The organism is Chryseobacterium sp. HR92, from assembly GCF_045689405.1.
GTDB classification, from domain to species: domain Bacteria; phylum Bacteroidota; class Bacteroidia; order Flavobacteriales; family Weeksellaceae; genus Chryseobacterium; species Chryseobacterium viscerum_A.
This window is the reverse complement of sequence record NZ_CP139139.1, coordinates 2,074,664-2,100,247: the sequence shown is the minus strand read 5'-3', so window position 1 is coordinate 2,100,247 and position 25,584 is coordinate 2,074,664. Positions and strand designations below refer to the sequence as shown.

The 25,584-nt window shown below is 36.2% G+C and carries 23 protein-coding genes; 13 read left to right on the top strand and 10 right to left on the bottom strand.

Annotated features, from left to right (window positions below):
• Window positions 1-32 precede the first annotated feature (32 nt).
• A complete protein-coding gene (locus SFA27_RS09350; RefSeq protein WP_407297869.1) occupies window positions 33-671 on the top strand; it encodes an HAD family hydrolase in 639 nt (212 codons plus the stop codon).
• 108 nt (window positions 672-779) lie between these two features.
• Here SFA27_RS09350 and SFA27_RS09345 read toward each other — a convergent pair whose 3' ends face one another.
• The 3 genes from SFA27_RS09345 to SFA27_RS09335 all read right to left on the bottom strand — a co-directional run bounded on the left by SFA27_RS09345 (window position 780) and on the right by SFA27_RS09335 (window position 4,049).
• Entirely contained in the window at window positions 780-2,351 is a 1,572-nt protein-coding gene (locus tag SFA27_RS09345) for a M20/M25/M40 family metallo-hydrolase (protein ID WP_047377483.1), read from the bottom strand.
• A gap of 167 nt (window positions 2,352-2,518) precedes the next feature.
• On the bottom strand, window positions 2,519-3,667 hold the full coding sequence (locus SFA27_RS09340; RefSeq protein WP_407297867.1) for a carboxypeptidase-like regulatory domain-containing protein: 1,149 nt from the start codon (window positions 3,665-3,667) through the stop codon (window positions 2,519-2,521).
• A 205-nt stretch (window positions 3,668-3,872) separates the two neighbouring features.
• Window positions 3,873-4,049, bottom strand: coding sequence for a histone H1 (locus SFA27_RS09335; RefSeq protein ID WP_047377485.1), 177 nt, complete (start codon window positions 4,047-4,049; stop codon window positions 3,873-3,875).
• A 380-nt stretch (window positions 4,050-4,429) separates the two neighbouring features.
• On the opposite strand from SFA27_RS09335, the gene SFA27_RS09330 reads away from it, so the two are divergent.
• Window positions 4,430-5,914, top strand: coding sequence for a M1 family aminopeptidase (locus SFA27_RS09330; RefSeq protein ID WP_407297865.1), 1,485 nt, complete (start codon window positions 4,430-4,432; stop codon window positions 5,912-5,914).
• A 102-nt stretch (window positions 5,915-6,016) separates the two neighbouring features.
• On the opposite strand, the gene SFA27_RS09325 is transcribed toward SFA27_RS09330, so the two are convergent.
• On the bottom strand, window positions 6,017-7,438 hold the full coding sequence (locus SFA27_RS09325; protein ID WP_407297863.1) for a PLP-dependent aminotransferase family protein: 1,422 nt from the start codon (window positions 7,436-7,438) through the stop codon (window positions 6,017-6,019).
• Between the two features lie 117 nt (window positions 7,439-7,555).
• Between SFA27_RS09325 and SFA27_RS09320 the strand changes: the two genes are divergently transcribed.
• From SFA27_RS09320 to SFA27_RS09310, 3 genes are all read left to right on the top strand, one after another.
• Window positions 7,556-8,071 carry a hypothetical protein gene (locus tag SFA27_RS09320; protein WP_407297861.1) on the top strand — a complete coding sequence of 172 codons (516 nt, stop codon included), beginning with the start codon at window positions 7,556-7,558 and terminating at the stop codon, window positions 8,069-8,071.
• Window positions 8,072-8,260: 189 nt separating this feature from the next.
• The gene (locus tag SFA27_RS09315) at window positions 8,261-9,178 is read left to right on the top strand and encodes a helix-turn-helix domain-containing protein (protein WP_047377488.1); all 918 of its coding nucleotides are present in this window, start codon (window positions 8,261-8,263) and stop codon (window positions 9,176-9,178) included.
• Between the two features lie 88 nt (window positions 9,179-9,266).
• Window positions 9,267-10,472: an MFS transporter gene (locus SFA27_RS09310; RefSeq protein WP_407297858.1), complete on the top strand. Its 1,206-nt coding sequence runs from the start codon at window positions 9,267-9,269 to the stop codon at window positions 10,470-10,472.
• Between the two features lie 106 nt (window positions 10,473-10,578).
• On the opposite strand, the gene sph is transcribed toward SFA27_RS09310, so the two are convergent.
• Entirely contained in the window at window positions 10,579-12,153 is a 1,575-nt protein-coding gene (gene sph / locus SFA27_RS09305) for a sphingomyelin phosphodiesterase (RefSeq protein ID WP_407297856.1), read from the bottom strand.
• 246 nt (window positions 12,154-12,399) lie between these two features.
• On the opposite strand from sph, the gene SFA27_RS09300 reads away from it, so the two are divergent.
• On the top strand, window positions 12,400-12,876 hold the full coding sequence (locus SFA27_RS09300) for a MarR family winged helix-turn-helix transcriptional regulator (protein ID WP_264517704.1): 477 nt from the start codon (window positions 12,400-12,402) through the stop codon (window positions 12,874-12,876).
• Entirely contained in the window at window positions 12,873-13,715 is an 843-nt protein-coding gene (locus tag SFA27_RS09295) for a universal stress protein (RefSeq protein WP_264517703.1), read from the top strand. The genes SFA27_RS09300 and SFA27_RS09295 overlap by 4 nt, the downstream gene beginning before the upstream one ends.
• A 29-nt stretch (window positions 13,716-13,744) precedes the next feature.
• Here SFA27_RS09295 and SFA27_RS09290 read toward each other — a convergent pair whose 3' ends face one another.
• Together SFA27_RS09290 and SFA27_RS09285 are read right to left on the bottom strand one after the other, a co-directional pair.
• Window positions 13,745-14,341, bottom strand: a complete 597-nt coding sequence (locus SFA27_RS09290; protein ID WP_047377492.1) for a Crp/Fnr family transcriptional regulator — start codon at window positions 14,339-14,341, stop codon at window positions 13,745-13,747.
• Window positions 14,342-14,446: 105 nt separating this feature from the next.
• Complete coding sequence (locus tag SFA27_RS09285) at window positions 14,447-14,755, bottom strand: winged helix-turn-helix transcriptional regulator (protein ID WP_407297853.1); 309 nt, start codon at window positions 14,753-14,755, stop codon at window positions 14,447-14,449.
• 166 nt (window positions 14,756-14,921) lie between these two features.
• Here SFA27_RS09285 and SFA27_RS09280 point away from each other — a divergent pair, with 166 nt between their 5' ends.
• Together SFA27_RS09280 and SFA27_RS09275 are read left to right on the top strand one after the other, a co-directional pair.
• Complete coding sequence (locus tag SFA27_RS09280; protein ID WP_047377494.1) at window positions 14,922-15,524, top strand: FMN-dependent NADH-azoreductase; 603 nt, start codon at window positions 14,922-14,924, stop codon at window positions 15,522-15,524.
• Window positions 15,525-15,679: 155 nt separating this feature from the next.
• A complete protein-coding gene (locus tag SFA27_RS09275; protein ID WP_407297850.1) occupies window positions 15,680-16,096 on the top strand; it encodes a RidA family protein in 417 nt (138 codons plus the stop codon).
• Here the strand turns inward: SFA27_RS09275 and SFA27_RS09270 are convergent.
• Window positions 16,093-17,412, bottom strand: a complete 1,320-nt coding sequence (locus tag SFA27_RS09270; protein WP_407297848.1) for a M20 family metallopeptidase — start codon at window positions 17,410-17,412, stop codon at window positions 16,093-16,095. The genes SFA27_RS09275 and SFA27_RS09270 overlap by 4 nt on opposite strands.
• 464 nt (window positions 17,413-17,876) lie before the next feature.
• On the opposite strand from SFA27_RS09270, the gene SFA27_RS09265 reads away from it, so the two are divergent.
• From SFA27_RS09265 to SFA27_RS09250, 4 genes are read left to right on the top strand one after another with little or no spacing between them, the layout of a single operon-like run.
• The gene (locus SFA27_RS09265) at window positions 17,877-18,323 is read left to right on the top strand and encodes a hypothetical protein (protein WP_407297846.1); all 447 of its coding nucleotides are present in this window, start codon (window positions 17,877-17,879) and stop codon (window positions 18,321-18,323) included.
• A complete protein-coding gene (locus SFA27_RS09260) occupies window positions 18,320-20,395 on the top strand; it encodes a GMC oxidoreductase (RefSeq protein ID WP_407297844.1) in 2,076 nt (691 codons plus the stop codon). The genes SFA27_RS09265 and SFA27_RS09260 overlap by 4 nt, the downstream gene beginning before the upstream one ends.
• 4 nt (window positions 20,396-20,399) lie before the next feature.
• Window positions 20,400-21,851 (top strand): ferritin-like domain-containing protein, encoded by a 1,452-nt coding sequence (locus tag SFA27_RS09255; RefSeq protein ID WP_407297842.1) that lies wholly within the window; start codon window positions 20,400-20,402, stop codon window positions 21,849-21,851.
• Between the two features lie 18 nt (window positions 21,852-21,869).
• Window positions 21,870-23,396 carry a peroxidase, FMP-type gene (locus SFA27_RS09250; RefSeq protein ID WP_407297840.1) on the top strand — a complete coding sequence of 509 codons (1,527 nt, stop codon included), beginning with the start codon at window positions 21,870-21,872 and terminating at the stop codon, window positions 23,394-23,396.
• A gap of 69 nt (window positions 23,397-23,465) precedes the next feature.
• On the opposite strand, the gene SFA27_RS09245 is transcribed toward SFA27_RS09250, so the two are convergent.
• Together SFA27_RS09245 and SFA27_RS09240 are read right to left on the bottom strand one after the other, a co-directional pair.
• A complete protein-coding gene (locus tag SFA27_RS09245) occupies window positions 23,466-24,104 on the bottom strand; it encodes a TetR/AcrR family transcriptional regulator (RefSeq protein WP_047377500.1) in 639 nt (212 codons plus the stop codon).
• A gap of 702 nt (window positions 24,105-24,806) precedes the next feature.
• Window positions 24,807-25,445 (bottom strand): TetR/AcrR family transcriptional regulator, encoded by a 639-nt coding sequence (locus SFA27_RS09240; RefSeq protein WP_047377663.1) that lies wholly within the window; start codon window positions 25,443-25,445, stop codon window positions 24,807-24,809.
• Window positions 25,446-25,584 lie beyond the last annotated feature (139 nt).

Here is a 25,584-nt window from a genome sequence, read left to right as displayed (position 1 = left end):
TTGAAACTATCAAAAAATAAATATTAACATATTTGAACACAAAGAATTTAATTTTCGATCTTGACGGCACATTATGGGATTCCAGAGCGACCATCATTACAATATGGAATGAAGTTTTGGGCAGACATCAGCTGCTCCAAAGAGAACTTAAGCCTGAAGATATGAATCAATATATGGGATTATTGGCTCATGATATTGTAAAAGATATTATTCCGGGCATTTCAGACCTGCAGGTACAAGAACTTCTTTCTGAAATTGTAGCCGAAGAAAATAAAATACTGCATATACAAGGTGGGATTTTATATGAAGGTGCAGAAGAAACTTTAAAGAGTCTTGCCAGCACTCACTCTCTTTTCATTGTAAGTAACTGCCAGGACGGTTATATTGAATCATTTTTAGACTATTATCAGTTCAATGATCTGTTTGTTGATTTTGAATCTCATGGAAGAACTCAAAAACCAAAATCTGAAAATATACAGCTCCTCATGGAAAGAAATCAGCTATCTATCGAAGATTCCATCTACATTGGAGATACTCAGACCGATCATGACTCCGCACATGAAAACGGATTGCCATTTATTTTCTGTAAGTATGGATTTGGAAAACTGGCTGATTCACTTTATGAACCAACAATTCTTACTTTTTCAGACCTATCTGGTATTATAAAATAATGAAGATTTATGCTTAGAACAAAATAAAAAAACAGGAATCGCTTCAACACGAAACTAAAAAGGCTGCCCATTAAGACAGCCTTTTTACTCTTATACAGTAGAAATCCTTTATTTATAATCCTTAGAACTTCTTCTGGGTTCTTTTACTTCCGGCCATTTTACAGTTTCTCCTTTATCATCCTGAGGCATTGCTCTCTTTTCTCTGTTGGTAAATTCCGGATCTTCAGATGCCATATAAGCTAGTGCAGCTGTTAAAATCACGTTATTTTTCACCTCATCAAAAACAATTTTGTCATAGGTATCTTTTGTCGTATGCCATGTATACCCGAAATAACCCCAGTTCAGAGAACCTAAAGAAAATCCTGGCACTCCGGCTGCCACAAATGAAGCATGGTCAGAACCTCCTCCACCAGGCATTCCAGGAAAATCAGTTTTGATATGACTCTTTACCGCTTTCGGAACTCCATCAAGCCACTTTCCGATATAATCATAAGCTTTTACAAATCCCTGACCGCTGATATTCACAACACGCCCTGTTCCATTATCCTGATTAAAAGCAGCCTGAACCCCTTTTATAATCTGGGGATTATCCGCCACAAAACCTCTGGAACCATTTAATCCCTGCTCTTCACTTCCCCAAAGTCCGATTACGATAGTTCTCTTGTTATTAGGATAATATTTCTTCAGGATCCTCATGGTTTCAAGCATGGTGATCGTTCCCGTTCCATTATCTGTAGCACCCTGAGCTCCGTCCCATGAATCAAGGTGAGCAGAAAGAATTACATATTCATCCGGTTTTTCTTTTCCTTTGATCATGCCAATGGTGTTAAAACTTTTGGCTTCAGGAAGTATTTTAGACTGGGCATCAATTTTTATTTTAGGAAGTGTTCCTTTTTCTGCCATTCTGTAGAGCATTCCGTAATCTTCCACATCAATATCAATCATAGGAATTTTGGTTGTTTTTGCTCCGAATATTCTGTTAGCTCCCATAATTCCTGTCCAGTTTGAAATAGCAATTCCTGCTGCACCTGCTTTTTCCAAAGCCTCCGGAAGACTGTTGTTGTCATATCCGATATTCTTCACATAAGCAGTGAAATCTTTAGCTGCCTGTTCTTTTTCTGCTTTAAGCTTTTCATACAGCTCAGGAGTAGCAAATTCCTTGATTTGTTCATCAGAACGCCCAATTTTCTGATACTGTGCCATTAGCACTATTTTTCCTTTCACAGAAGGAAGCCATTGATCAAATTCTGCTTTGGATGATACTTTTGGAAGAATAATGACTTCTGCCTCAACCGCTTTCTTAGTAGCAGGGCTCCATGCAAGCTGTGTAGCAGCCAGAGATTTTACACGCGGATACGTCATATCCACATGGGTGGTACCTCTCTGCCACCCTTTCCATGTTCCAAACTGCTGAAGATTGGCATCTACTCCCCATGAACGAAGTTTGCCAGCACTCCATTCGTTGGCTGCAAGCATTTCGGGAGTTCCTACAAGACGCGGCCCAATACCGTCTAACAACTCATACGCCAGGTTTTCCAGTTGGGAATTGTTATTTACTTCATCTACAAAACTTTTTACGATAGGGTTTAGCCTTTCTTTTGGGTCAACCTTTACCTGAGCCCAGGAAAACTGAGCAGCCAGCATTACTGCAGGCACTGCAAAAAATCTATTTATCCTCATAATATATATTGATTGGTTTAAAGATAAAGGAAATTAAGGAGATGATGAAAAATTGAACTTAAAAAAGCTCTTTTTTAGGCCTGTTATTAATTTTTTCAATTCATAACTATAATTCATAAAAAAAACCATCGTATTGATGGTCTTTTAATTTTACAGAAACGATACTCTTATTTCCCATTGAGAAATGCCTGTTCTTCCTGCGAGAGCAGTGTTGTTCCTGCTTTTTCTTCTTTTACAGGAACATTATCCCAAATACTGATATTGAAATTAACTTTAGGATTAAGCCCTTTCTTATCAGCTTTGGTAAAGGTATTATAAATAATCTCACGACTGAATTTTCTTACATGGGTTTCATCTTTATAAAAAACGGTAAAACCATCCCCTTCCAATCTCGTGAGTGCGGGAACATAGACTCCATCTTTCTTATAAAAATCAAAAATAAGCGTAGCATCTCCTAACTTATACTGAAATTCTCTTCCATCAGTCGCTGTTTTCTTCATGGTGGGAAAATCTGTCTGATAATAATTGGTTTCAAAGTAAGTAATCACTTTATCCACCTTATTATATTTAAATTCTCCTTTCATCTGGATTCCTCTTCCTGATTCAATTTTAAAGGTAATCAGCTGTTCATCTCCTTCTTCAAAAATGAGTCTCCCATTATATTTACAGTCTTTCATCCTCAAATGCTGAAGTACCCTGTACAGTTCATAGTTGAGAAAGAAATTACCCAGATATTCATGATTAAATTCATCGGTTTTTGCATTGAAAATGCTGTCGGACTTTACCCTTTTCAGGTATTTAACGTTGTTCAGCTGCATCTGGAGAATGTCATCGTATTTTTTCCGGTATCCATCTTTGAAATTATAATGGTTATTCTTACTCCAAAACTTGGCTTCTGCAATAACCAGAAAATAGAGTTTATTATTATCAAACCCTTTTTCCTTGTAGACAATGTCATAAAGAGAAGGTTCATCATAATATCTCTTATCATAATTTTTACTGACATCTTCAAAGATTTTTTTGATGTCTACATTCACGATTTTGACTTCGCCAATATCTTTATAAATGGGTTTAAGTTTTACCTGAGCATTAAAAGTATGGAATTTCTCTTTCTGAAAACCTGAGGCAGAAATTTCAAAATCAGCAGCATCCGGATTCATGGGAGCAAAACCGTCTTCATTGGTATAAATAATCTGATCCTGAAGAATAATTCTGGCATTGGGAATTGGATTTCCATTTTCGGAATCTACTACCCTTATTTTCTGGGCAGAAAAAACACCAAAAAATAGAATAAATAACAAATAAAAGAACTTCATGGGTATTGTTGTATTAGTTTTAATAATAGTACAAATATATACTCAGAAGTGTAAAGAAAACTGGATTTTAATACAATTTAATAATATTTAACTTTAAAATATTAAATTTCAGCAAATAAACCCCTGAAACTGGGAGTTTTTAACACACATGAACTTTAAATTCGGAGCAAAAAAAAGCCGGCTTCAAAAGCCGGCTAAAAGTGAATTATTTTTTAGCTTCTTCTACAGAAACTTTTCTGAAGTCTTTGAACAATTTGCTTAGTTCTAAAGCTGCTTTACGAGCTCTTGTACCAGCTGCTTTGTTACCTTTTTCTGCTTGTTGGTTTGCCTCAGTTGTGAACGCTTCAAATTCTGCGTTGATTTTTTCAATTAGTTCTTTCATTTATTTAAAAATTTAGGCTGCAAATATAGGTTTTATGGTGATTCCAGCCTAGCTGGAGTGAAAAAAGTTTAAGCTAAATAATTAAAAACATTCACTTCCAGCCCCATAAAAGTGTATTTTTAGATAATTTAACCTCTTAAAATGCTCATAGACCAAGGTTCCAATCATTATCTGAAAATTTCTTAAAGGAATTTATTTTGTTATTTTTCTCATTATTTTGGTTTCTAAATCTTCATTTTACAAAAATAATTTACCGACAAAAATGACACTAGAATCTCTGGTTGTATTTTTATCATTTTTAAGTTTGCACATCGTATAAAAACATTAACTACACTGAAATTTTCGAATTTTATTATAAATTTGAAAAAAACGACCTATCCATGTTTAAAAAATTATTCATCCTGGCTTTATTATTACCCCTGCTCACCTATTCTCAGAACAAAATAAATTATAAAATCTATTATGATGCAGATCTTGAGCAAAACGGGCTAAAAGTTCAGGTTGATTACATCCTTAAAAAGCCGTCAGATACCATCTCCTTTTATTTTGCCAATGAAAACTGGGGTGAAAATAATCTCTTTAACAATCTTACAATATCAAAAGACGAAAATCCGGATATAACTTTTGAAGCCCTCCCTGAAAAGAGTAAGATAAAGATCAGGATGAAAACAGGAAATAGAATTTCTCTTATTTATCATATAAAACAGGATTTTAAAGATCCTGTTTATAAAATATTCAACCGTCCCAGGATTAACAATACATTCTTCCACGTCTTGGGTAAAAATCTATTCATCGTACCCATATCATTTACAAAGATTCCAGAAGACAGGGAATTTGAATTTTCCCTTGAATGGATAAACTTCCCTATGAAATTCAGACTCCACAATAATTTTGCTACACAAGCTAGGGCTCAGAACATCAAAACAACACTTTGGGAAGGATTTTACAACTCATTGTTTATAGGAGGTGACTACAGATTTTATTCTTTTAAAATACAAAACAAACCTGTTTATCTTGCATTAAGAGATCAGTGGCAAAACGGATTTACGGATGAGTTTCTATTTTCAAACCTCAAAAAAGCAATACAGTCACAAAGAGATTTCTGGAAAGATTATGAACAGGATTATTATACTGTTACCCTAACTCCTACCGTTTCACAAAAAGACAGTCTTTTCAAAGGATATAACTCAACAGGGTCTGCTATCAAAAATGCATTTATGATTCAGGGAACGAATAATCCTTTCAACAATAAAAATGCTTACCTTTATCTTCTTCATCATGAGTTGATGCACGAATGGATTGGAAATAAAATTCAAAATAAAAACGAAGAGCTTAATTATTGGTTTAGCGAAGGCTTTACCGATTATTATACTTATAAAAACAGACTACGGATCAAAGATATTTCTATAGATGAATGGCTTACCTTATTCAATATTGAAGTCTTTCAAAATCATTGGAAAAATCCACAGCGAAATATTCCGAATTATAAAATAAAAGATGATTTCTGGAAAAGCCGTGATGTAGAAAAGGTGCCCTACAGGAGGGGTGCTATTTTTGCTTTCTGGCTGGATAATCAGATTTTATTGAAAACCCGTTACAAAAAATCTCTGGATGTCCTGATGCGTGAATTATTGAAGATATGTACGGAAAAGAAACTCAAGTTTACAGATGAATTTTTTCTTGATATAGCTCAGCAATATCTGGATAAAGATATTACCTATTTCTTTCAGAAACATATCATTTCCGGTGAAGATATTGACCTTAGCAAAGAAAAATGGATTGACGGCTTTGATTTTAAAATGATTGATAATATCCCACAATTGGAAATTGACAAAAGTAAGAATGTGCAATATGGTCTCAATTAAACTTTATCTACAAAAGCCAATCCTTTATGTCCAACATTTCATAAAAACCTAGCTTTGTACATATCAATTGAAGTTCAAAATCTTTTACTTTGGATAAAGTTCTTATGTTCCAAGTAATAGTTCTCGAGCCTTTTCACCTGCATTTCCTAATAAAATTATGCTTTCGGGAGTGATTCTTTCTGAAAAAACCACCCGGAAATGGTAATGATATTTATCCGTGAACGAAAACGTATCTCCCGGAGTAAATAAAATCTGGTGCTTTTCACAATATTCATAGAACTTCCCCATATCCGTATGCTTCGGAAGCCGTCCCCAAATGCTGTAACCACCCTGAGGTCTATGAAAATAAGAACCTTCAGGAAAGGAAGTTCTTAAAGCTTCCAACACCTGTACCGCCTGCTGGCTGAGTTTCTTCCGGAATGCCCGAAGGTGTCTTTCATAGCTGTTTCCCTGCAGTAATTTCAAAACCAGTTCCTGATAGATGGGAGAAACCGTTCGTCCCAATGCAAACCTGACTCTTTCGGATTTTGAATAAAAATCTCCAGCATAAAGCCAGCCTAAACGTATTCCTGGTGCCAATGTTTTTGAAAATGATGAATAGGTCATCACGCTTCCGTTTTTATCGAAGCTTTTTATACAGCGGGGTCTTTGTTCGCCAAAATAAAGATCAGAATACATATCATTTTCAATGATACACAACTGATGGGTTTCCGCAATACCAAGGATTTCTTTTTTCGTTTCATCATCCATCACCATTCCTGTGGGATTATGAAAATTCGGAGTTATGATAAGGGCACGAATGTTATTTTCCTGACAGGCTGTTCTTAAATATTCCGTATCAAAACCGCTTCTGTAGTGCATGGGAATCTCTACCACTTTCAGTTCCAGATGGGCAATTACTTCCAGTACAGAAAAAACGCACGGACTGTCAACAGCGACTACATCTCCGGCTTTGGTAATGGATTTCAAAGCAATTGTGAGAGCCTGTAGTGCACCGTCAGTAATGATTATTTTATCAGGATTTAAAGTACAGCCATAAATTCCCATTTGTTTTGCAATCTGCTTCCTTAATGGTTCCAGACCGTTTGACGGATAATACCTGAGCAATGATGCTCCTTTTTCACGAATCACTTCCTGCATCGTCCTGAGGATGAGTTTTTGCGGAATGAGCAGATCTCCGGGCACGGCTGTATTGAAAGAACTGAACTCTGAAGTCCTTTTGGAAGTCAGCATTATATTTTTCATAAATCCTTCATCTCTTACTACCACAGGCAGTTTTGTTATGCTTTCCGGAATATTCTCTTCCTGAATTTCTGCAACAAAATATCCTGACCTTGGATAACTCTTGATCAAACCTTTAATCATAAGGTATTCAAAACCACTTTGCACCGAACTCGTACTGAGCTTATACTTTTCTTTAATTTCCCGAACGGAAGGAAGCCTGTCTTTTTCCTGCAAAATCCCACTGTGGATCTGTTCCTCAATGACTGCTGTAAAAATTTCATACTTATAAGATTTCGCCATAACACATCAACTGTACTGTACAAATTTACAAAAACACTCTTCTGTACCGATCATATTTTAGCAAACTGTATCCCTTTTGAACAGATTAATCTTATAATTTTGAATAAAAAAGATCCCATGGATATCATTTCAAAATTTACAGTAGGTTCTGAGGAGGGAATTTCTGATCTTATAACCATTATTGATTCTTCCGTTTATACACTGCATAAAGACTTTGTAAGTGAGGAAAACATTAAAAAATATATTCACAATGAAATAGATCCGAGAAAGATGATCAATGATCTGAATGATCTTTCCAACCAATTGATCATGGCGTATGCAGATCAGAAACCTGTTGGATACAGCATCATCAAAAGCGGTTCTCTGCATCCCGGAATTCCGGATGGAAAAAGAGCAACAGAAATCAGTTTTGTGATTCTTTCAGCATTTGATTCTCCTGAAACAAGACAGTCACTTTGGAAAAAATGCAGATCGGCAGTGAGCTTTACGGATATCGTATGGATCAATATGCTGGATCATGATCCGCTTTTGGAATTTTTAAAAGAGTCCGGGTTTATTGCTGCAGCTGGTTCAAAGGCAGGTCCTTTTCAGCTGCCATCACATATTTTGGAACTGGAAATTAATAAAAGTTAGTTTTAACCACAGATTGCACGGATTTTCACAGATGTTTGTGTATATTTTATAATACTTGCAATGCGTATATCTTATAATGGATCGTTTTTAATATTGAAGTAGACTATTATTCTTATTTTGATTATCTCACTTAAAATAATCTTAAGTAAGCAATAGTTTGCATATCTTTGATTTTTATAATTTTTACTTATGAGTGATCAGCTGGAAACCATAGAAGATTATTACAAACGTATTCGTAAGAACCAGATCAAGATGTTTGATTCTGAGGATTTTGAGATGGGCAAGTCTCATTTCAACATTTCAATGCGGAAGTACTGCAGTTTTAAGAGTCCTTACAACCGCCGCGATTATTATAAAATCAGTTTTATCATTGGAAAAGGAACCATTCATTATGGGGCACATCAGCTGTATATTGACCGTCCGGCATTATTCTTTCCTTCTCCAAGCATTCCATATTCCTGGGAGTGTGACAGTGATCTTCAGGAAGGGTATTTCTGTCTGTTCAATCAAGAGTTTTTTAATGGAAATTCAGAATTTAATCTGTTTAAAAAGACTTCAATGTTCAAAGAATGGAGCAAACCGGTCGTTTTTCTGACGGAAGAACAGACTCAGCTGGCCACCCTTTATTTTGACCAGATTTACAAAATGAATAATTATTCCGCCTATCCTTTCCGGTGCAGCAGTATCAAAAGCAATCTCGCATCCGTCATGCACCTTGCAATGGAAAACCGTGTGGAAGATATCAATCCTAATGAACTTCCCGCAAATGTACGTCTCTACAAACTATTTGATGAACTGCTCAACAAGCAGTTTCCGTTGGACTCTCCTGCTTATCCGCTGGCTTTAAAAACTCCTTCGGACTTTGCTGAGCATCTGAATGTACATGTCAATCATTTGAATTCTTCGGTAAAATCTGTAACCCATCTTACTACAACACAGATTATTAAAGAAAAGATGTTTGAAGAGTCTAAAAATCTGCTGAAGTACACCAATTGGGATATCGCCCAGATTGGCTATACATTAGGTTTTGAGCAGCCTGCTCATTTTAATAACTTCTTTAAAAAGCATGCCCGGACTTCACCATTAAAATTTAAGAACTTATCCTAATATTTGATTTTTGTAATTTTTACTTTGTCTTTTAAAATTCACTTTTCTGTTTCTTGACTTATTTTTGCATAGTAAAAAATGAATGAACATGTTGAGAGAAGCATCTGAAAAACGAATCAGATTAATTACCATTATGGCTTTCGTGTCTATCCCGCTTTCGGGGTTTGTCACAGATATATATTTACCATCGTTCCCTTCTATGGCCAAAGAAATGATGGTTTCAGAAAAAGATATCCAGATCACTCTGACTTCATATCTCCTTAGCTACGGAATTTCCCAGTTATTTGTGGGAGGAATCCTGGACAGCATCGGCCGCTACCGTCCCAAATTGATCGCATTGTTCCTGTTGATCCTGACCAGTATTTTAATTACGATGACCAACAGCATTTTATTGATCTGTCTGCTTCGTATTCTTCAGGGAGCCGCTGTTTCAGTACTTGTAGTGGCTACACGGGCTATTTTTGTTGATATTTATGATGCCGAAAAAGTAAAGCACTATTTGAGTTATTTCACAATTGTATGGTCTTGCGGACCTATTCTGGCACCTTTCCTCGGTGGTTATCTTGAGAAAATATTTAACTGGCATGCTAATTTTTATTTTCTGGCCATATACGCAGGATTCCTTTTCCTGTTTGAATGGTTCTTCAGTGGGGAAAGTCTTCCTCAGAAAAAGAAGCTGGACCTGTCAGAAAACATCAGCCTTTACAAAATGATGCTTAAGAACAGGATTTTCATGCTGGGAATTTTCATATTAGGACTAAGCTACTCTATTGTTATGTTATTTAATATTACCGGACCATTTATTATTGAAAACACTTTTCATTTTACGCCGGTAGTCATTGGATATTGTACACTCATCTTAGGATTTTCCTGGATGATCGGAGGCTTTATCGGAAAACGCAGACTGACTCTTGATTTTAAACCAAGAATTCTGCAGCCTATACTTTTACAATTAATTCTGATTGCAGGACTGATTATCATCAGCTATTTTGCAGAAAGTCTTTTCATTATGATTCCTTTTGCCTTTTTCATTCATATCTGTTCCGGAATTTTATTTACCTCATTTTTTACGACAAGTATGCTTTACTTTCCTAAAAATGCGGGAACTGCCGGAGGGCTGATGGGTGGATTAGTGTATGTGATTACTTCTGTGACGAGTTTTATCATTTCAGTAAGCGGAAATGTAAGTGAACAAAAGGATCTTTCCTGGCGTTACCTGATCATTGCCTGTTTGCTTTTAGGGATTATTCTTATTATGAATCAGGCCGTAAAAAAAGAAAAAGCAGAGAACTAGTCTCTGCTTTTTTATAGCTCTTTTATATTCTCGAGATATTATTTGAAAAGCGACCACCAAAGGACAGCCGCTTATTAAATAGATGAATGAATTTTGAATAAAAATTTTAAAAAGGTTCTGCAACCGTATTGTTCATTTTTACTTCAAACTGTACATCAGGAGTTAAACTTGTTCCATTCAGATAAATCCAGTCTGTTCCTGATTTATTATACACCTGCAGATAGTAGGTATTTCCTACACCTGTTGTATCCTTAAAAGCAACAATATCCCCATCTTCAACACTTGTTGAAAAATTCCCTGCCTTTTTCTTTACAATCTGAAGTCTTAGGTTGTAAGTAGTTTTCCCATATTTTGGATAAAAATAATAACTTCCACTGCCTGAGGAATACCAATACCAGAAATGATTGAGTCTTTCGCTGCTCTCTACCCTTACATATCCTTCTTTCAGATCAAAATAATTGTCAGAATCTCCGATATTTACAATATTAAACCAGGTTCTTGCATCACTTGGCAGTACAGAAGTGACAGTCAGCCAGTCATTAGGTGTAGACAGGTTTGTACTGATATATTTTCCCGTGGCTACAGATTTTAATGAAATACGGTCATATTTTCTGAATTTTAAACTTCTTGTAGGGGTTTTCTGATCCGAATAGATATTTGCTTCTACAGGATAATGATCTGAGTATTCTGTCCAGTGATATTTAATTCCAGTTATATTTGTATAAGTCATAAGGTTTGAAGCCACTGGATCGAATGCTATGTTCTGCCAGGTTGGAGGAACAAGATGATCATTAGACACCAGAATGTAATCAAGATATTCTCTTTTATTGGCCGGGTAAGGGTAATGATAAGAAGCCATAGTATTGGTTTTCGTATCCCATGAATATTTCAATCCTTTGTATGTAGGAGCATTTACATTCAGGGTTTGCAGCATACTGGAATATTCGGGAGTATCTTTTATAATGTTGAAATCTCCACCATAAATTACCATTTCATCTTCAGGAATATTCAAACGGTCAACAAATGATTTCATCATCCCCAGCTGCTGTTTACGGATTTCCACATCTTTTCCATTACAAGACGGCTGTGTAGACTGTGCATGAACTGCTATAAAGTGGATACGTTTACCGTCTTTTAATATTCTGGCATAAGCAAAACCTTTCAGACAGTATCCATCAAAATCACATCCTGCCGGAAAGATATACTGATCCATCCTTTCTATAGGATATTTACTGGCAATCATCACTCCTCCGTCTTCAAATCCGCCGGAAATGATCTCACGCCAATTGCCAAAAGTATTATTCCAACCATTTTTTGTCCGTCCTACTATAGGGGTCTGATAGGGAAAACTAGGAAGAAGTTTTTCACGCAATTTATCGGAAGCTGCATTATCAAAGCATTCCTGGAGCATCAGAACATCATAGTTTCTCAAAAAGGAGGCTTCACCAATTTTCTGAGCTCTTGTCTGCTGAGACCATTGAGTCATACCTGACACTGAAAGTTCTTTCAATAAAAATGTATTATAAGATAATACTTTAATATTCGGAAAAGCTCCTCTCATGGCATTTTCCTGTACATTAGGCAGTGTTTCATCTGGCTGAAACTGATCTGATCTACACGATAAAACAGTTAGAAGACATAGGACCGAAAAAATCCGGACCATTGAAAACATTTGATTCATAAGTTTTTGAGTTAAAATTGTTTTGTTTTTTCTGCGGCCAAAGTAGGATTTACCTCATAAACAAAAATGAACCGAATGTTATCTAAATAATAATTTTTCAGTTCCTTATTTAACTATTAAAAATTATAATAATCTAAGGGATTAATTAGTTTTAATTAAAACTAATTTTTCGTATATTTGTTAAGGTAAGCAGTGCTGAAATTCTTTCAAATCATCTCTTACCCTGCAATACCATTATTATATAATATGCCTGAAAAACAGAACAATATATCAGAACTGGCTCTGGAGCTTGGTCTGGCGATGAGTGAAATGAAAAGCCGGCTTCGACAAAGGATTCAGACCACGATTAATGAGTATGATCCAGATCTTTCTTTTGAGCTGATTGAGATTTTGGGACTGCTTTCACGCAATAGTGGTATCAACCAGCAGGAAATTGGAAATAAAGTAAGCAAAGACAAATCAAGCATAACCTATCTCATCAACAGTCTCGTAAAACGGGATCTTGTTGAACGGATAGCTGATAAAAACGACCGGAGAAATAAGCAGATTTTTTTAACTCCGAAGGGTGAACAGATCGTAGAAGTAGTTTATCCATGGGCATTGGACCTTTATAAAAAGGCAGCTGATGACATCCATGAAGAAGAAATCATCAAAGCACTGCTTTTAGTAAAAAAAATGACAGCAAACCTGGAAGAATCAGGACCAAAACATAATACAATATGAGAACAATCCTTGTACCTGTTGATTTTACATCAACTACGGAAAATGCAGTAAGAGTTGCCGCAGATTGGGCAAAAACCTACGAATATCAAAACATTATTCTACTGAAAACAGCAGGAGAATCTGAGTTTGATTATCTGCACATTGCAGAAGGACATTCATTTGTGAATGAAGAAAATGTCAATAATTTACTCCAGAAAACAGAATCACTATTTGATCAATTAAGCAGTATTATTACAGAAAAGTCACCTGAAATCAAAGTTTCCAGGATACTAAGTGACTGGGCTCTTACCAGAAGTATCAATGAACTTTTAAAAAACCAACCTTCTGTAGAGCTGATTATCCTGGGAAGTGATGACCAGACTTCTTCTACGGAGAGTTTTGTTTCCGACAATATTATCAGCATTGCAAGAACGAGTCCTGTGAAGACCTTAATTGTTCCCAACAGCTATCACTACACTCCTATCAAAAACATATTTATTCCTTGTGATATAAAGGGAATTAAAAGATTAGAAAGGTTGTTTCATCACAAATCTGTTATACATAAACAGGATGTGCGTCTGATGTTTTTGAATATCAATACCAGTGAAAAAGAGGATGAGGACAAAAAAAGAGAGCTGGAAGAATATATTCATGAGCATTTAACGGAAATTCCAAGTAGTATTCATTATTCCCATGATGAAAATGTTATTAAGGGGATTCTCACTTTTGCAGCCTCTAATGAAACCGATCTTATTATAGCTTTGCCAGGTCAGCATAGTTTTCTGTATTATCTGGCAAGCAGAAGTATTTCTGAGGGAATCTACCAGAACACCCATCAGCCCGTACTTATTCTTAAATAATAAGGTCTTTAAAAACAAATAAGTAAAAGCTAATAATAAATTTTAGTACTTTCAATTTTAACAAGTTTCTGTTCCTGCATTTTCTTGACATACCTGATCACCGTTTCTACCCGAAGACCGGTTAACGTAGCTATTTGCTGTCTGGTATAGGGAATCAGAAAGGAATAGGTTTCTTCAAATCCGAAATACTTCTTAATGTGATCAAAAAGCTTCATGAGCTTCACAATAGGATCTGAAATAGCAAGAAAGCTGGAAATCATAAACCTGAAATGCATTCTGTCTGCCATATATTTATTAATTTCCAACATTAAGGTTGGCTTTTCCAACAGTATCTGCAGAAATTTTGTCTTGGAAATCTTAATAATATCACAGTCGGTAATGGCAATCGCATTAACTGCATAATGATGATCTGTAAACAAATAGCTTTCACCAATGCAATGCCCATCAAAAGGCAGCCCGTGAACAAATTCTTTCCCGTCTTCCAAAAAAGTATTCAGTTTCACAGTACCGGACCTGATCTGGAAATAATATTTAGCTGCAGTTCCTTCTTTAAAAATAGAGTCAGTCGCATTATATTTTTCCAGAATGGCTCCGTGGGAAAATAATAAGTCTTCGCATATGATCATCTTGCCATTGTTAATTTGAGTAAAAATACTTAAGTACAGGGAATGTTGCAATTTATCAAATATCACAGGAAAAATGATTTTTTGATATCAACACTACCCTTTTTATTATGCAGTGATTTTCTTTTTATGTTTTGTGCCCCAATCTGCCAGAGCAGCAATCACATCTTTCAGGGACTCACTATATTCTGTAGGAACATACTCTACCAACACCGGTTTCTGATCGATAAGAACGGTTCTTTCAACTAAATGATTTACTTCCAGCTTTTTCAATTCGCTGGATAAGACTCTTGCCGAGATTCCATTGATGGTTCGCTGTAGTTCATTGAAGCGCGTATGTCCACCCAAAATAGCAATCATTACTCTAATGGTCCACCTGCCTCCTAGAACGTATAAAGCATCCTCAGTAGCGGCCAAATGCGTACTGCATTGCGGCCTTGAATACACTATTTTTTCTTCTTCCATTGTCTCTGGTTTATCTGGGTACTAACCTAAATGTTATTACTAACCTTTTAGTAACTACTATCTTTTTATTAGTAAATATAGATAATTTTGAAACATCAATTTTAAAAAAAATAAAAAAATGAAACGAGTACTTCATATTATTTCAAGCCCAAGAAGCGAATCTTCCATCAGTAAAAAACTGGGAAATGCAGTTGTAGAAAAAATCACAGCAAAATATCCAGACAGTGTTTTTAAAAAGCGTGATCTTGCCAACCCTCTTTTTCCTCATTTAGAAGAAGCCCATATCAATGCATTTTTCACTCCGGCTGAACACCGTACTTCTGAGCAATTGGAGACGGTAAAACTTTCTGATACGGTAATAGATGAACTTCATGAAGCGGATATTATCGTTATTGAAGCTCCTTTGTACAATTTCAGTATCACTTCTACGCTGAAATCATGGCTAGACCACATTGCCAGAGCAGGAAAAACGTTCAGTTACAGTGAGAACGGTCCTGAAGGTCTGGTGAAGAACAAGAAAGTATACCTTGCTTTTTCAAGTGGCGGAGTATATTCTGAAGGGGAAAGACAGGCTTACGATTTTGTAGTTCCTTACTTAAAACAAACTCTTGGATTTATGGGAATGACAGATATTTCTGTTGTGCGTGCAGAAGGACTTTCTGTTCCGGTTATTCAGGATACGGCCCTGCAAAAAGGGATTGAAAGTATTGTTGTAGAGTAAAAAAATTTAAAATGCTGTTCCTGATGGACAGCATTTTTTTGTTAAACTTTCATCATTTAAAAAAAGTTTACACAATTAAAAGAATATTTTTCTCAACATATGTAAAGACTTTCTCTGTTTTTATCTCTCAATTTTACCTGATTAAAATAAAAATTATGGAAAATAATAAAGAACCTCAGCTGATCAATCCTGCTGCATTATTCAATCCCAGTCCTTACGGATTTTCACATAGTATTTCTGTGGATTCTCCTTTCCGGATTTGTTTTATATCCGGACAGAGTGGCGGTGTAGGAGAAAATCATGTATTGGCGGAAGATTTTAAAACCCAGGTTCAGGATGCTTTGAAAAACTTAAAAATTGTTTTACAGAGCCATTCCATGACGATTGAGAATATTGTCAAAATCAGCCTTCTCATTGTAGACTATAACCAGGAAAAACTTGAGATATGGGCAGAAGAAGCTAAGAAAGTATGGAAGGGACCTTTCCTGCCTACCAGTACACTTATTCCGGTAAGTCAGCTGGCTTTACCCGGAATGTTATTTGAAATTGATGCGATTGCAGTGAAAAGTTAGTTTCTGTTGAGGCGTTCCATTATTAATGAAGAAAAACTTCTTACGCCGATTCTGATACTTTCTTCATCCACCTGAAAATTTGGCGAGTGATTCATGGCAATTACTCCTTTTTCAAAATTAGAACCACCCAGGAAAAAGTACACTCCTGGGATTTTTTGTTGAAAATAAGAAAAATCATCATTAAAAAACGGAACCTGCCCATAATCTGGAGCAATTACATTTTTACCGTACAGATTCTGCAGAATTTCTGTTGCTGAACGAGTTAGTTTTTCATCATTGATCACCGTTGGATTATCCTGGATAAATGAAACGGAAAGAAGCTTTTCTTTATATCCGCTATCCGCTATAATGTTCTGAACTCCCGGAATTATTTTATCTAAATTAGATGAATTCGTCTCATACAGATAGATTTCAAGAAAAGACTCGTTGTTTTTGGAGTAAGTATTGAATTTTCCGTCAGTGAACAGATAATCTTTAAAAACAGTATCAGGATTTGTCAATCCGATTTTAGGATCAACAATGGTTTGTATCTCCCAGGGCTTGGTTCCGGGCTGAATACGGGACAGAAAATTACTGATCTTTTTCGTTAGCCCTTCTATCTCTTCTTCAGATAATCCATTTTTTAGCTGAACTCTTATTTTCTTCTGATAGGCAAACATTTCATTAGATTTCACCATGATCTGCCCTGCAGGTATTGCTGCCACATGCAATCCGTAGATTTCATCAGGATTTATTACGGAAATCAACCCTTTATCCAGCATTTCTTTTGCCCCTTTGAACGTCTCTTCTTCAGGTTGAAATATGAAATAAACCGTTCCCCTTAAAGATTTTTTATTTTTTGAAAGAACTTCAGCAATTCCTAGCCCAACCGCCATATGGATATCGTGACCGCAGCCATGCTGAATACCTTTTATTTTCGATTTGAAAGTTTCAGGATCAGGATAATCATTCGGTAATGCATCCATATCTGACCTCCAGGCTATTTTTTTACCCTTTTGATCTCCTTTCAGAATCCCCACTACACCGTAACCATATATATCTGTCTTAACTTCCAATCCGAGATCAAGCAGATACTGTTTAATTTTTTCCTGAGTCTGTTTCTCCTTCCCTGCCAGCTCCGGATTTTCATGAAAATCCCTCCTGATATTAACCAGTTTATCAAATATCCTATCCGTTTCAAGTTGGATAGATTGATGGAGATTATGTTTCTGAATATTATTGGAAGAATGAGTTACTGTTTCTTTTTTGCTATTCAATCCTTGTGCAGATAAAAGAGCGGAAGCAAAGCATGATAAAGTTAATATAAGTCGTTTCATAGTCAGAGGTAATTAGTTTTATCCTGATAATTAAAAAGTTTACCTATGCAGATTAGACTATTACAACTTCCCCTTTGTTACATCCTGATCATCAATTTATTATTATTTTAAAATACGATTGAATCTTTTCTGCTTCCATATATTATTTCATATTCAATACCACATTATTTAAATTAATTCTAAACTATGTGAAAACAAAACCTCTTGAAACTACTTCACATAAAGGCTTTGTTACAAAAAATTAAAATATCATTATTATAAATTACGTAGAAATACTGAATCTTATCTGAGAGGATCTGATTAATTTCGGATAAACAAAAACTGACAACTATGGATAGCTTGAAAAGCATGCATTCATTTCTGAAAGAGAAATGGTATCTGAAAATCCGGCAGCTATAGATCAATCAGCATGATCACTTCCTGTTGAAAGGAGTTGAAGATATCTAACCCAAATTTTTAACGAAATGAATATTATTAACAAAATCCTCAACGTCGACGATTATTATTTCGACGTGTTTATGTCTATCTCGGAAGCGCTTGCCGGGTTTACTGTAAACGAATTACAGTCTACAGGTTTGGCAGAAACCTATTACACCTACGTTCTGAAAAGCTTAGAAGCAGCTACTTTCGTAGAATTCCTTACAGTTTCTAAAAATATTCTTGAAACTTCTTCCAATGAAGATCAACTGAAAAATGCCATTCAATCTGAGATCATCGCCAATCCCGGAATGAATGATATTGCCGGAAAAGTGATCACCATGTGGTATTTGGGAACCTGGGAAGGGACTTATATCAATGATCTTTCTTACAAAGAAGGTCTTGTCTGGAACCTGATGCACTCTCATCCGCCAGGAGCAAAACAGCCCGGCTACAAATCATGGAATATTAAACCCGTAAACAGCAACTCATGAATCCAGCAAATAACAAAAAAGATGTGATCATCGTAGGAACGGGGATTGCAGGATCATTAATCGCAAAATTACTGTCTGATCATGTATTTGATGTAACAAAAGGCAAAATGATCCACCGTGCAGATGCAGGAAAATCAGATAATATCAAGGAGATATCAATCCTTATGTATGAAGCCGGATTGGAAGCTGGTATTGAACTGGATTCTGTATCCTCAATGACCACTTACAATGAGTATATCCGTACTTTCTACAGAGAAGAAGCCAAAGTTCCCAATTCTCCTTATCCGAATTTGAAACAGGCACCTTCTCCCAATGTTCTGGATATGGAACACATCGTTCAGCCGTTTCCGGATAAAAAAGGGTATCTGGTACAGTTTGGGCCAATGCCTTTTGCAAGTGATGCCATCAGAGTGGGAGGCGGAACTACACTTCACTGGCTGGGAACTACCCCAAGAATGCTTCCTAATGATTTCAAACTCACAGAGAAATATGGGATTACGATTCCCCAGCCGGATTCCGATAAGCCAAGTCCGGTCAACTGGCCGATAGATTATGAAGAACTAAGGCCTTATTATGAAATGGCAGAATTTGAAATCGGGGTTTCCGGAGATGTTTCAAGACAGGAATATCCTATTTCTGAGAATATGGAAGAATATTATGGAGATTATGTATTTCCGATGGAAGAAATTCCGCAAAGTTATATGGATCATAAGATCATTGAAGGTCTTAAAGGTACGAGTGTAACGCTAAGTTCCGGAGAAATTCCGCTGATGATGGTACCTTCTCCTCAGGGAAGAAATTCTATCCCGAATCCAAAATACGGAAAAACAAAGATCATCAAAGCTGAACCCAAAGAATCGGGGTACAAACTGATTTTAGACAGTTCTGAAAAAGAAGAATACAAGGCTCTTGGTTCTGTCTGGAATCCTTATATGGGAGAGCGCTGTGAGGGAAATGCATCCTGCGTTCCGATCTGTCCTGTTCAGGCTAAATATAATGCTTTAAAAACATTGAAAAAAGCGTTGTATAAACTTAATGATAATGAAAACCTTAAGCGTAATCCATACATGCAGGTTCAGGCACAGAGCGTAGTTTACAGGTTAAGTGTTGACCAGAATGATCAGGAGAAAATCTCAAAGGTTCATCTGAGAAGATATACTTCAAAAGAGAAAACAGATTTCGTAGAAGAATCTATTGATACTTCAGATGCCATTGTGATTCTGGCTGCCAATGCTTTTGAAAATCCAAAAATCCTGCTGAATTCCAAATATACAGTTAATAATGTTGTAAAAACAGCTGCCAACAGCAGTGATCAGGTGGGAAGAAACCTGATGGATCATATGGTAATGCTTACCTGGGGACTTTTCCCTGAGCCGGTTTATCCATACAGAGGTCCTGGTTCTACTACCAATATATCGTCTTTCCGAGATGGAGACTTCAGAGGTGAATTTTCTGCGTGGATCTCTCCTCTTGACAACTGGGGCTGGGGCTGGCCGGCATTTTCTCCGGGATCCGATGTTGCCTATTTTATCAGCCAGAAGCTTTTCGGAGCAAAATTAAGACAAGAGCTTACGAACAGACTTTCAAAACAGGTTTTATTCCATTTTGAGATTGAGCAGTTACCTAATCCTAATAACAGAGTTACAATTAATGATCAGTATTTGGATGTTCTTGGAATTCCACGTCCTGTTATTCATTATGAACTAACGGAATATGAAATGAAGGCTATGGAACAGGCAAAGAATGCTTCTGATCAGATGTTCAAAAGATTAAATATTGACGATTTTACAAAATATACTGCGGAAGACAAGAATTCTGTGATCTACAATGGAACAAGATATTCTTACAACGGTGCCGGTCATATTGTGGGAACGCACAGAATGGGGTCTACAGCAGAAGATTCTGTAACCAACAGTTATTGTAAAGCCTGGGACCACCCGAATTTATATATTGTAGGAGCAGGAAACATGACCACATTGGGAACTTCAAACCCTACTTTAACATTATCAGCATTCACAATCCGTTCAGTAGAATCTATTCTTGCTGATCTTGAAACTCAACTTAAAAAATAACAACATGAGACAAAGACTTATCAATAAAACAACACAACCACAGGAAACATCAACAGCAGGAAGAATGGCAAGCAGAAGTACTGTCGTTGCAGATGCAGTTTCATTACCTTCTTTATTATTTGATTCAACTCTTAGCAAAGAAGATTGGATTGAAGGATTAAAACATCACAGCAAAACATTGACAGCTCTTTTACTGAATGATCAGATTGATAATTTTAATGCTTATCTGGAATCTCAGTTCGGTTCTGGAGCTTCGGAATTTAAAAAAGGATTGACAGAAATTGATTATAAACCTATTTTGCAGGATCTTTTACAGACGGCAATTCTTATCGAGCATTCTACTATTCCACCTTATCTTACCGCTTTGTATTCTATCAAGGATGGAACTAATGCTCTAGCTTCACAAATCATCCGAAGTGTTGCCGTGGAAGAAATGCTTCACCTGATCATGGTTTGTAATGTCCTGAATGCAATTGATATCCAGCCATCTGTCAACAAACAGGAGAACTATCCTACTTATCCGATGAAATTACCGATGAACGTTGATTTCTATATAGGCCTGGAAACGTTCTCAAGTAACAGCATTGCAACTTTTATTGCCATTGAAAGCCCAAGCAAACCACTGGTAAAAGCTCCGAAATATGACCATGAAACAGATTCTCCGGCATTATATTCTCAGAGAGCTGCCGTACAGGATACCAACTTATGGACCCTTGAAAATATGAAAGGTTTCATTATGGAAAATGTCCATACCATTGGTGAATATTACGATGTTTTATTCTTCTATATTGTTATTTTCCAAATCATTGCTTATTACAAAGAACATGGAACTCTTCCGAAGAATTTTGAAGAATTAAATACCGGAGGAATTTTCACAGGAAATCCAGCCAAACAAATCCGTCCTGAGCAATACTATGGAAGTGGCGGAAAGTTACACTCTGTAGAAGCATTAGCTGGAGTAATTGCTGTTTTCCAGGAAATCAAAGGACAGGGTGAGGGTGCTGACGATTCTATTTTCGATGTGGATCCGTCTCAATTTGAAGAAGGAATGGAACTGGCTCATTATTTCAGATTTAAAGAAGTATTCCATGAGCATTTCTATCTTGGTGGAAACTACGAACCTTTTATGGATGAAAACGGAATGATGCCTGTTTCTACTCCACCAAACGGAAAAGAATTACCTGTAGACTGGAATGAGGCATATCCTATGAAGCCTAATCCTAAAGTGGAAGATTATAGTAAAAACAAAGAGCTCCATGCACAAGGCGTAGAATTCAATAAAACCTACAAACGTTTATTAGACGCTATACAAAGTGCCGTGGAAGGAAACCAAAGAGAATTGGAAAAATCCATTATGTACATGTATGCATTGAAGGAACAGGCTGTCAACCTGATGAAACAACCATTGGATGCTCAAACTAATGCAGGGCCAACTTTCGAATACACCGATTTATAACCATAAAAACGATATATCATGCTTAAAAGAAAAAAAGTAAGTCCCGAAGCGGGAGGAGAACAGTTATTCCGTAAAATGCCAGGCCAGAATGAAGTTAATCTGGCTGAGCTAATGGATGGATATTCAAAACTTCTTATCGATGATCCTGTAAGACCATTCAGAGAAGACAATCTGCAGGCGATAGAGAATAATGTAGATTATGGAATTCTGGCAGCATTGTCTGGCACATGGGTAAGTTATAATGTTAATTACAATAAAGATATCACTAAGCCCTCATTGGCAAGCGGAGTGCATACTACAATTATGCCTTCCCCGGGAACCAATTCAGGAACGATACCCGGAAAATTTGCTTTCGACAGTGAAGAATATATTGAAAAGTTAACATTTTCAATTGTCCCGGGCGGAGTCCGTAACCGCGGTGGTGCCAGTGAACTCTTCTGCGGAGCTGTTAAATATGAGCAAAGCATTAAGAGTGTTAATACCATACCAGGCCAGGATGCCCTGAAATATACTCCTATCCACGAAGAAAACGGAATGTATTTATGGCTGAGTGATGTCTACAACCATGCAGCAACTAAAGAATCTATTGAAAGAGACCGTGGTATTCATGCCGTTTCAACAGAAGATGCGAAGTATGGATATACCGGCGAATACAGAGACGAACCTCTGCTAAGAATAACACCAGACGGAGAGCAGAACCCTCAATATATTCTTCAAAGCCAGCTGCAGCCGGGCCAGCCTTATTACGAGATTATTCCGGCACAGGAAATAAAACCGGGAGCAGGACTGGATGGGCCTTATTTTATTCCGGACTACTCTATCTCGAGAAGCGGTGTTATTCCTCATGGAAGTACCATTACTTTATTAGGAGATATTATTCCTCAAAATAAAGATAAGAAAACGTTCTATTTAATTGAAGGTTCTCCTAGTTTCCCTTATGGTAAAGAGGCATGGGATACCAATCATCTTTCCATTTCACGAACGATGGGAAATGCAGGAGTAACACCTGAAGAAATTATTGATCTTGACAAACCTGCACCAGATTGGGTTCATGAAACACTTAATGACGATAATGATCCGGGTTCAAATAAGATCTACACCCAGAGAATACTTGCAGATGATTTATATCCTTATTCTGTAAGACCTGATCTGAGGCTCAGAGATACATTAAGAGGTCAGAAGGTCAGCAATTACGTACATGTGAGAATGTCTTCCAAAATGAAAACCGGTGCGCAGGGCGGTATTTTAAATGTTCCTTTTGTCAACCGTTTTGTTCCAACTGTTGAAGTGGATATGGATATGTGGATTGAAACCATTATTGAAGATGGGAAAGAAATTCTTCAGCTGCAATATGAGCAAATTGTATTCTTTGAATTTGATTTTGGAAATGATGGAGGTACCACAAGCTGGCCTCACATCCAGGTCAATACACTTCGTAAATTAGAAGATATTCCTGAGGATCAAAGAAAAGTGATTGAAGAACAATTTTTTAATACTGCCGGAAATTCCGGTGCAGCTTCAGGATGTCCTTATCATAAAGGATAAAATTACTCATCAACAGGATACAAAAAAGAGGCAGTAATCTGCCTCTTTTTTTATGTTTTCTAAAATCTATTAAAGGTTCTCATAGGTCTGATCCACCATAAAGGAGATTGCTTTTTTGATTTTTTCACGCCCTTCAGGTGTATTGGTGTCTATCCCACAGAAAATACTGCCATTCAGAGAGGCAAACATATTGAGGTAATAAAGCCCTGAAACCATAATTGCCATAATAGAGCGATAGGTATCCATTTTATCTTTGAAACGGGATTCCATTAATAATTTGAAAATATATTCCCCGTTTTCTTCCTGAGTATCAATCAGTTTTTTTAATGATTTTCTAGGTTCAGATATGGTCCACAGCAATAGTTTTTGAGCCTCTTTGTTAGTATACACATAATCAAATTGTGAAAGCAGCATGTGCTCGATAAATTCTCTTCCTCCATCTTCCAGGTTCGGTTTCATCTTTTCTACCTCTTCACTCGTTGCTTTTATCCAAAAATCTTGTGTACGAACATATTCGTCCATCAGACCATCCATACCGCCAAAATAGGTGTAGATCATTTTCTTATCTACTCCGGCAGTTGCAGCGATATCATTTATTTTCAATCCTGCATGCCCTTTCGTTTTCAGAATTTTCCCAACTGCATCTAAAAATTTTTTCTTACTGCGTTCTTTATTTCTAATACTCCCTGATGCTGACTTTCTTTCCATGACTAAACATTCAATATACAAGTTTAAGAAAATTTTTTATCATTTTAGACACCAGCAGGTGTCTAATTTCAACTATTTGTATATATTTGTACAAACTAAAACCATTTATTATATAAAAACACGATCGAGATTGAAAAAATAAAAACTATTCAGATTGTATCGTTAGTTCCCTCAGTTTAAAATATTTCAAACATAAGCAACTGAGGTAAAACCCAACCAAACAGCATCATTTTTCGATAATGATGCTGTTTTTATACTCAAAGAGCTGCTATGACATTAAATAAAATACTTTTCAAATGTTGGAATATATTTCTTTATTTTGAAAACGATTTTCTGCCTTTTGAAGCATAATTAAATTGGAATGTCAGCACCACTCAAAGAGTAATTTCTTTTATGAAAAAAATTAATAAGCTGAAATTCAAAACATTAAATTAAATTAGAAAAAATTTCATCATTTTAAACACTTTGTAGTGTCTTATTTTATATATTTGTACAAACTAAAACCATCTATATATCTTAAAACACTTTTAGGTTGAAAAATAAGACAATTCAGACTGTTTTATTTATGTTCCCTTACTTTAAGACAATTTCGAACGCGAAACAGCTAAGGTAGAAACACAACAACACAACTGACCATTAGAGATTTCTAATGGTTTTGTTTTTTATCAAAATACAATCCCTAAGCCTATAAAAAACTTAATATTACAGATTCTCATAAGTTTGGTTCAATAAAAAGGAGATTGCTTTTTTGATTTTTTCCCGCCCTTTAGAAGTGTCTACGTCTATTCCACAGAAGATACTGCCATTCATCGCAGAGTACATATTCAGATAATAAAGTCCTGAAACCAGGATAGCCATTATCGAACGTACTTCATCAGCATTTTCTTTGAAATGACGATCCATCAGCAGTTTAAAAATATACTCTCCGTTTTTTTCCTGAGTATCCGTCAGCTTTCTTAGTGATTTTCTTGATTCTGAAATGCGCCACAGAAGTAATTTTTGCGCTTCTTTGCTTTTGTAAACATAGTCAAATTGTGATAGAAGCATTTCTTCCATGAAAGACTTTCCTCCGTCATTCAATTTCGGTTTTATCTTTTCTACTTCATCAATAGTTACTTTGCTCCAGTAGTCCTGAGACCGGATATACTCATCTATAAGTCCGTCTATCCCTCCAAAATAAGTATAGATCATTTTTTTATCTACCCCGGCTGTAGCAGCAATACCAGTCACTTTCAAAGCAGTATGTCCTTTTGTTCTCAGTATTTTTCCCACTGCATCCAAAAATTTCTTTTTACTGCGTTCCTTGTTCCGGATACTTCCTGCCACTGACTTTCTTTCCATGGTAAACTTTTCAATCATACAAGTTTATGAATTTTTTTTCATTTTAGACACTTTTTAGTGTCTAAATGTATATATTTGCATAAACTAATAACCATTTTATATAAACGAACGATCAAAGTTGTGGGATTGAGTGAGATCA